At 40.2% G+C, this 7,145-nt stretch carries 8 protein-coding genes; 4 read left to right on the forward strand and 4 right to left on the reverse strand.

Annotated elements, in window-relative coordinates:
- Positions 1 to 176: 176 nt before the first annotated feature.
- Positions 177 to 452 (reverse strand): hypothetical protein, encoded by a 276-nt coding sequence (locus H9653_RS11990; protein WP_191692542.1) that lies wholly within the window; start codon positions 450 to 452, stop codon positions 177 to 179.
- 459 nt (positions 453 to 911) lie between these two features.
- Between H9653_RS11990 and mobV the strand changes: the two genes are divergently transcribed.
- From mobV to H9653_RS12010, 4 genes are all read left to right on the forward strand, one after another.
- On the forward strand, positions 912 to 1,814 hold the full coding sequence (mobV, locus tag H9653_RS11995; protein WP_191692543.1) for a MobV family relaxase: 903 nt from the start codon (positions 912 to 914) through the stop codon (positions 1,812 to 1,814).
- A 452-nt stretch (positions 1,815 to 2,266) separates the two neighbouring features.
- The gene (gene repM / locus H9653_RS12000) at positions 2,267 to 3,214 is read left to right on the forward strand and encodes a replication initiation protein RepM (RefSeq protein WP_191692544.1); all 948 of its coding nucleotides are present in this window, start codon (positions 2,267 to 2,269) and stop codon (positions 3,212 to 3,214) included.
- Positions 3,215 to 3,428: 214 nt separating this feature from the next.
- The gene (locus H9653_RS12005; protein WP_191692545.1) at positions 3,429 to 4,256 is read left to right on the forward strand and encodes a S1 family peptidase; all 828 of its coding nucleotides are present in this window, start codon (positions 3,429 to 3,431) and stop codon (positions 4,254 to 4,256) included.
- Positions 4,257 to 4,573: 317 nt separating this feature from the next.
- A complete protein-coding gene (locus tag H9653_RS12010; RefSeq protein ID WP_191692546.1) occupies positions 4,574 to 5,551 on the forward strand; it encodes a zinc-binding dehydrogenase in 978 nt (325 codons plus the stop codon).
- A gap of 261 nt (positions 5,552 to 5,812) precedes the next feature.
- Here the strand turns inward: H9653_RS12010 and H9653_RS12015 are convergent.
- The 3 genes from H9653_RS12015 to H9653_RS12025 form a co-directional block, all read right to left on the reverse strand.
- Positions 5,813 to 6,564 (reverse strand): IS5 family transposase gene (locus H9653_RS12015; protein WP_404814822.1). Its coding sequence is split into 2 segments (ribosomal slippage): positions 5,813 to 6,363 and positions 6,363 to 6,564, totalling 753 coding nucleotides; the frame shifts between segments, so codons are not numbered across the junction.
- Positions 6,565 to 6,649: 85 nt separating this feature from the next.
- Positions 6,650 to 6,916, reverse strand: a complete 267-nt coding sequence (locus H9653_RS12020; protein ID WP_025650492.1) for a type II toxin-antitoxin system RelE/ParE family toxin — start codon at positions 6,914 to 6,916, stop codon at positions 6,650 to 6,652.
- On the reverse strand, positions 6,903 to 7,145 hold a 243-nt coding region (locus H9653_RS12025; RefSeq protein ID WP_191692548.1), incomplete at its 5' end, for a type II toxin-antitoxin system RelB/DinJ family antitoxin. The genes H9653_RS12025 and H9653_RS12020, both read right to left, overlap by 14 nt.

The raw sequence follows: 7,145 nt of genomic DNA on the forward strand, positions 1-7,145 counted from the left end.
GGCGTTAGTCCATAGCTTTCAAGAACAGAAAAAGACCTGTCCTTCAGATCCTGGTCAAGCCGTATATTATAATTAGTCGTAGTCATAGTAATCACCTTTCGCTTATATTTGTACATCTAATATAAGCGAAAGGTGATTAAACCTCAATAGCTTTAGCGTTCTATATTCTCGCTAATCTAAGCGGTAATAGCCTGCTCATTCAATCCAGCAAGAAAATCATCAACTGCCTTTTCAACCCTTTTTCCCATGACGTGAAGGTCAGAAGTTGAATAATCTCCTAACTCATTCCTTTCATCCATGACCTCAAATAGCTTGCTTCTGACCACTTCTTCGTGCGTTTTATCTTCAATCGACAGCAAATTAAGCTTCACGACAGCTCTATCATAGGCTTCTTGAGTGGCTTCAAGCTGAAAGCTTTTACTGCTGGCTACTGATACACCGATCATGCTCATAGATAACTCCGCTACTAGAATCATCTGTAGCTACAGATGATTTTTTTAGGTGAATAATTTGTTTGTACCAGCCTAAGATTATGCCAGTGAAAAACGAGAAGTAACGCCCTTATAACCCCTTTTTTTGTAGCAAATTTTACGACAGATAAAAAATCCGTTATTTCCCACCCAATTTGATGACTACACCATACGCACCCTAAAGGGACTGCCAAATAGCTGATATTGCTAGGTTTATTGAAATCGGAGTGTCCACAAAGTGTAAACAAACTATACGTTAGCCATTGATTTAAAAAGAAAAAGTCTGTCTACAAATTGTATACAGCGTAGCTTCTAAAAAGTGAAAAACAGCTGTTTTTCACCGCTTTTTGCTGCAAAAATCACGCTTTCCTAACAGGTGAAAATATGGTGTAGTAGGTACACTTTGATGAAATAACACCCAATTATAGGAAAAAAGTGGCAATGAACTATGCAATTTTGAGGACGGCAAAATTAAAGACAATGGGCAACATCGGCGGCAGTCTTGCACACAACTATCGAACGACAGAAACGCCCAATGCTGACCCCAACCGCACCCCTAAAAATTATCATAGCGTTGCTACCCCTGAAGCCGTCAAACAGGCAATAAAAAATCGACTTCCTGAAAAAAGACGCGCTGATGCGGTGCTATGTATTGAGTATTTGATAACCGCCAGTCCTGAATGGGAAGGTTGGGGAAATGGCAAGGAAGAGGAGTTTTTTAAGCGATCTACTCAGTGGCTCATAGATAAACATGGAGCAGAAAATATTGCAGGTATGAGTATTCACAGGGATGTAAGCACACCGCACCTAGTCGCTTATGTGGTTCCTATTGATCAAAAGGGGAAGCTGAACTGTAAGGATTTTCTAGGCGGCAGGGCTAAATTAAGCAAGATGCAGACTGATTTTGCCAATACGGTCGCTGATTTGGGGCTAACGAGGGGTAAAGAAGGCTCTAAAGCCAAGCATACCAGCATCAAGGAGTATTACCACGACATCAATCACGCGAGAGATTTTGATATTACAACCGTATCGCCTAAGCCTGAAATGTTTGAAAGCAAGGCTCGATATGGGGAAAAGGTCACAGCAGCTGTTATTGAGCAAATAGAACCGACTGTGAAAGCGGCAAACAGCATCCTGATGGACTATGAGAAAGCTAGAACTGATAAAAACGTTGCGGAAGCGAGCTATGACACCCTCAAAAAACGTGTTGAGCCTTACTTAGTGGCGATTGAAGGGCTAAATCAAAAGGAAATAGCTAGATTGAATGAAGCAATGCAGCTAGAAAGCCGTAAAATCACCATAGAGAGAGTTAAATATGAAAGGGCTAGGTATCTATCAAAATAGAGAAAGAAGGCTGTTAAATCTAATTCTGTAGGCAAATATAGTGGTTTCTATAGCTCATCACTAAGATTAAAAACAAATTAATGGATAAGATAGAAAGAATTTATCGTTTACCTGATCCAAAAAATCTCCTGATATTTTGCTGTGACTAGGACTTTTATTTCTTGTCTTTTTAGTTAGTAAAAAAAATAAAAAATGCTTTTTATGCTTTTAAATGCTTTTAACAGCTTTTAAGCCCTCTGTATCCATTGGTATTAAAGGGCTGCAACCTCCATTTAATTACGTTTACTTACCCATAAGCTTACGTTTACTTACCCATAAGCTTACGTTTACTTACCCATAAGCTTACGTTTACTTACCTTTTAATTACTAATATATTTAAGGTAATTTAATTACTAATATATTTATGTTATCTTAATTGCAGATATTAATAAAGTAATTAAAAGGTAGCAGGAATGGCTAAATCTAATCTAGTGGTAAAAACTCACCATCTAAACACAGTTCTACAAAATCTGAAGCTTGCTGAAATACGTATCGTTCAACTCGCGGTCGTTGATGCTAGGGAAACAGGCAAAGGTTTGACAGCAGAAACGCCCTTACGTATTGATGCTCTTAGGTATGCAGAGGTTTTCGATACGACAAGACAGAATGGCTACTTGATGATGAAAGAAGCTGAAGATACGTTGTTTAACAGACGTTTTAGTTATATTGATGATGAAGGTAAGTTGGTTAAGTCTCGTTGGTTGTCGCAAGTTAGATATCTAGATGACGAAGGAGCAATTGAAGTTGTATTTACTCCAGCTGTAGTACAAGGGATTACTCGAATTGATGGGGCTGAAGAGTTTTTCACTAAATACTTATTAGAACAGACGGCTACGATGACCAGTAATTACTCGGTAAGACTTTATGAGCTGCTAGTTCAATGGAAACAAGCTAAAAAAACCCCTATGTTTGAATTGCAAGAGTTTAGGGGGCAGCTTGGAGTTGAGGATGATGAATACAAAGCAATGAGTAACTTTAAAATACGAGTGCTAGACCTTGCCGTTGAGGAGATAAACGAGAAATCAGACCTCAATATTAAATATAGCCAAAAGAAAAAAGGTCGCAAGATTATAGGTTTTACTTTCACTGTTCATGAAAAGTCAAAGGCTAAGACTGATGTAGTTAGTAAGGAGCGCGACGCTAGTACAGCAGATATGTTCACGGTTGATGGGTTGAATGATAAGCAGCTAGGGCGTATTGCTCGTAACCCTGCTTTTATGGCGGAATACAATCATTTAGTAAGTCCTACTAGCCCAGCTGGGCAGTCACAGCAAGGGTGGGAGTTTGAAATGGTTAACCGCCTTAAAAAAGATCCTACACAGTTTAATAAACGTCCTATCAGAGAATATCTTGAATACTAGGTCTTATGAGTGCGTTTGATAGGTTCGGTTCCCTAATGAGGAGTTGAATTTTTAGCTGTAGGATAGATAAAAATAGTTTGATTACCTGAGCCAGTCGAACGGTTCTAGATCGATAGCATTAATTTGACAGGCGTTCTTAACTTTTTATCTATCCTCTCTAGATATTTGTTAATCTACATATACCAAAAAAACAATACTAACTATAGGAATTTATATGAGCCAGTCTTTATCTACTGCTGAAAGCCTACTCTACTCTACTGTAAAAATAACATCTATATCGAATGGGAAAGAAATAGGAACAGGTACTGCTTTTTATAGTATTTTCAATAGAAAGAGTGACTCTTTACAACCTGTACTTATAACAAATAAGCATGTTGTTGATGGAGCCGATAAAATATCTATTAGATGCCATATAGCTGATCCAGAAACTTATGAACTAACAGGAAGGTTACTTGATGTCACTGTAGCGCTTCATGACACACTTCTTCCTCATCCTGATAACAATATAGACTTATGTGCTATATCTATTGGTTCAATATTGCAGCAGGCTATCGATCAAAAAATACCTATCTTTTATGCTCCAGTCACTATGGATTGGATACCTGATGAGGAAGAGTGGCAATATTTTGATTCTATAGAAGATATAACAATGGTAGGTTGCCCTAGAGGACTTACAGACGAAAAAAATAACTTCCCTATAGTCAGAAAGGGTATTACAGCAACTAGCCCAAACAAAGATTACAATGGCAAGAAAGAGTTTATGGTGGATATGGCTTGCTTTCCGGGATCATCTGGTTCACCAATCTTCTTGTATAACGCAAATGGTTATCTAAATCGGAAAACCCAATCTTACCTTATGGGAGAAACGAGATTAAAATTACTCGGTATCTTATATGGAGGACCTACACTTACAAATTCAGGTCAGATTATTTTAAATAAAGGGTTTGAATTTGAAGTCAGCTCAATGATGCATTTAGGTTTCGCCATCAAATCTACTGAAATAAAAGTTTTAGAAAAACACGCTTTAAAAGTCTGGGTATAACAATCAAAGAGCATTAGGGCGTGTCCTCAATTCAATCGATAGACATCTAAATGGGCTAAAAATGGCTAAATCTGGCCAAACGGTGTCAAATAGCTGACTAATATCTCGATATTATCCTTATTTGACTGCGATTTATCTCATTTTTATCACCATTTTTAAAATGAGGACATGCCCTAAAACCATGAGCACAATGAGGCAACGACAACACTCCTTAACCAAAAAAGTACTGATAAAACGCTGCTAGAGTTGTTAGTATTGATGCCTGCACAGATATTCGCTCGTTTAAAAACCGTTAAAACGACAATAAAGGAATGCTTATGCGTAGCGCAACTTATAACGAATTTGGCAAACCCACCGAAGTCCTCAGCCTTGGCGATCGCCCTATCCCTGAGCCACAGGCCAATGAAGTCCGTGTCAAAACGGTACTCGCCTCTATCCACAACCATGACTTGCTCACCGTGCGCGGTCAGTATGGCTTTAAACCCGAGATGCCGGCGATCGGCGGTAGTGAAGCACTGGGCATTATTGACGCCGTTGGTAGTGACGTTAAAGGGTTAAAAGTCGGGCAACGCGTGGCGGCGGCCAGCGTGCAAGCAACATGGGCGGAGTATTTTGTCGCTGACGAGGACATGGTGTTTGACATCCCTGAGAGCCTGGATGATGAGATGGCCGCGCAGCTGATCGCTATGCCGCTTAGCGCGCTTATGCTGCTTGAGTTCTTAGAAGTAAAAAGCGGACAATGGATTATCCATAACGCGGCGAACGGCGCAGTCGGTAAATCGCTTGCGATGCTAGCAGCGGCGCGCGGCGTCAAAACCATTAATCTGGTAAGAAGTGACGATGCCATAAAAGAGTTAGATACTCTCGGTATCAAAAACAATATCAACACCGAAGATGATGACTGGAAAGAGCAAGTCAAAGCCATCCTTGGCGAGAATAAAATCAGCGCAGCGGTCGATTCAGTCGGCGGTAAAGACGGCGGCGACTTATTATCACTGCTCGGTCATGGTGGCACCTTGGCGTCCTTTGGCATCATGTCAGGACAGCCCATGACGCTCAATCCGACGCATCTTATCTTTAAACAAGCCATCGTAAAAGGATTTTGGGGCAGTAAAATCAGCCAAGAGATGAGTGTGGAGAATAAACAGCGCTTAATCGATGAGCTAATCGAACGCGCGACCAGTGGCAAGCTCCATCTGCCTGTGGAGGCTGTGTTTGACTTGGCAGATATCAAAAAAGCGGTCGATGGCAAACTACAATCAGGTAAAAATGGTAAGGTGCTGTTAAAGCCATAAGAATTTGCTACGCGTAAATTACCTGATCTAAAGTCCTTTAACAGCTCACTCAAAACAGTGCTTCTTATGATAGAAGCGCTGTTTTTTTATGCAGAATGTTAATTCTGGTGCAAAAGTAGCACTCGTTAAGAAAGCCTTATGCTTAATCTCGACTCCCTTACAATTCTAAGTCGGCCACAACGTTAAGTAACCAAAATCAAGTTGAGAACGCTTAGTCTGAGTTGTTATCGTTTATAAAAAGCAAATTATTAGGGTGTGTCCTCAATTCACTTTAGCATGGATAATAGTACAGGCAAGGTAAAGCATTGACTCGAAATTACGAGCTAGTTTCTCGTATCTTGTTGCAATACTACGAAACTGCTTTAACCTTGCGAACATATTTTCTACCAAATGGCGTAATTTATACAGGTAGCTATCAAAATCAGGATTGGGCTGTTTAGCATTTTTCCTCTTTGGTATAACAGGTTTCATGCTATGCTCACGAGCCTTGTCTCTGATACTATCAGAATCATAACCTTTATCAGCAATCAAGTAATCAGCTTTATCAACCAACTCAATTAACTCTGGTGCAGCCTGACTGTCGTGGACTTCACCCCCAGTGATTTTAAAATTGAGCGGATATCCATTGGCATCACAACATAAATGAATTTTTGTAGTTCGTCCACCGTGGCTTTGTCCAATTGCTCGAGGCTCACCAATCCTAGCTCCACACGCATGTTGATGACACCGTATGTAGCTTCCATCAATGAAAACCCACTCCGTATCAATTTCTTTTCGTAGGCTAAAAAAAAACGCTCCCATAACCCATTTTCTGACCATCGGTTAAAACGGTTATAGGCAGTTTTCCACGACACAAGTTCTTCGGGTATGTCTCTCCATGGAGCGCCTGTTCTGAGTTTCCAAATTATGGCTTCCATAATAGTGCGAGTATTTTTAGTTATATAACAACCGTGCTGCTTCATAACTTCTTGTAGTTGTTGCCATAATTCGTCAGTTAGTACTATTCTGGCCATCGTCTCTAGACTCAAAATTATTTATTATGAGCTTATTTTGGTATTTTTTCACTTTTTTGAATTAGGGACACACCCTAGTTTTTAGCTAATCAAATACCTCTGAATGGCTACCCAGCCTAACAAAATCTACCGTATCGCTCTGAATACGGTAGATAAGCACCAAATCAGGCTTGATATGGCAATCCCTAAACCCTTTATGATTGCCGGTCAACGCATGATCTTTGTATTTAGCCGGTAGCGGTATATCGTTAGTCAAACAATTAAGCACCTCGCCCCATGCAGGAGTGAGTAAGCTTAGATAATTCTTTTTAGCATCTCTCTTAAACTGACTTGATACTTCAATGGATCTCATCAGCTTCGCCTTCTAGCTCATCCATCAAATCACCAAAGCTGTTGTACTTACTACCTTTACCGCTTGCGACCTCTGCAATAGCCGCGAGTGTTTGCGCGTTGAGCTTAGGTTGTTGATAGTCAAAAGACAGGGGAATCGCATTGGTATCGGCGACTTGGTTCAAGAACAGTCTTATGGCTTGTGAAGGCGTTAGTCCATAGCTTTCAAGAACAGAAAAAGACCTGTCCTT

The sequence above is a fragment of the Psychrobacter communis genome, from assembly GCF_014836505.1.
GTDB classification, from domain to species: Bacteria; Pseudomonadota; Gammaproteobacteria; order Pseudomonadales; family Moraxellaceae; genus Psychrobacter; species Psychrobacter faecalis.